Source organism: Micropruina sonneratiae, assembly GCF_025972045.1.
GTDB classification, from domain to species: domain Bacteria; phylum Actinomycetota; class Actinomycetes; order Propionibacteriales; family Propionibacteriaceae; genus Micropruina; species Micropruina sonneratiae.
In genome coordinates this window covers 1-1,200 of sequence record NZ_JAPDHX010000014.1, presented here as the reverse complement: position 1 = coordinate 1,200, position 1,200 = coordinate 1, and the positions used below count along the sequence as shown (strand labels likewise).

Genomic DNA, 1,200 nt, shown 5'->3' with positions numbered 1-1,200 from the left:
CCTTAGGGATGCGCTGATCTTTGTGGTGTGCGGTTCGGTGGCTGGCTTCGGCTGTTGGGACGCGAAATTGTTGGGGTATGGACAGCGAGCAGCCTTCTTTCGCCGATGTCGAGTACGGCAATCGGCGGCGGGTTTCCAAACGTGAGCAGTTCTTGGAGCAGATGGAGGCCACGATCCCGTGGCAGGTGTGGATCGATCTGATCGAGCCGTACTACTACCTGGACCGGCCAGGTAAGACGGGTCGGAAGGCGAAGCCGCTGGCGATGATGCTGCGCATGTATCTGCTGCAGGTCTGGTTCAACCTGTCCGATGAGGGGGTCGAGGACGCGATCTACGACTCGTTCGCGATGCGCCGGTTCCTGGGTGTGGACTTCACGGTCGAGCACGTGCCCGACGCGACCACACTGCTGCACTTTCGTCACCTGTTGGAGAAGCATCAGCTTGGCCAGAGACTGCTGGCGGCGCAGAACGACCTGTTTGAGCGTGAGGGTTGGATCATGCGGGGCGGCACGATCGTGGACGCCACGATCATTGCGGCACCGTCATCGACCAAGAACGCCACCGGCACGAGGGACCCCGAGATGCACCAGACCCGCAAGGGCAATCAGTGGTACTTCGGGATGAAGGCCCACATCGGCACCGATGCCGGCACCGGATATGTGCACGCGGTCACCGCCACCGCAGCGAACGTGTCCGACATCACCGAGGCTGCCCATCTGATGCGGCCCGATGACACTGCCGGGTGGGGTGATGCCGGTTACCTGGGTATCGACAAACGCGAGGAGATCACCGGCGATCCCCATCTCGCCGGCGTCACCTGGCACATAGCGGCCCGCAAGAGCCAGTTGGCGAGGATGCATCCTCATGAGCGGGCGATCGAGTCCCGCAAGGCCGGGGTGCGGGCCAAGGTCGAGCACGCGTTCCTGATCGTCAAACGAGACTTCGGGTTCACCAAGACCCGCTACCGCGGCCTGGCGAAGAATCTCCATCATCTCCACGTCGCGTTCGCGTTGGCGAACTGGCTGATGCGGGCACGTGCCGTCGCTCTCACCACGGCGGCGGCATAGCGTCAGCCTGCCCGAAACCGCCCCAACAGGCCCCCCGCAGCGACTCGAGCAGCCGACAACGCCCACACCCAACCCCTCCAAGAGCACGATCACCGTCACTCACGCCACGAATGGCACGTTGATCAGCGGTTCC

General features: G+C 63.3%; 1 protein-coding gene. It reads left to right on the top strand.

The genetic code is table 11. The annotated features are described in order from the left end of the window. Positions 1 to 77 precede the first annotated feature (77 nt). Complete coding sequence (locus tag OIE40_RS16865) at positions 78 to 1,067, top strand: IS5 family transposase (protein ID WP_264704207.1); 990 nt, start codon at positions 78 to 80, stop codon at positions 1,065 to 1,067. Positions 1,068 to 1,200 lie beyond the last annotated feature (133 nt).

Coding starts and splice junctions, on each gene's coding strand:
- OIE40_RS16865 (WP_264704207.1), top strand. CDS start 78: ATGGACAGCGAGCAGCCTTCTTTCGCCGATGTCGAGTACGGCAATCGG.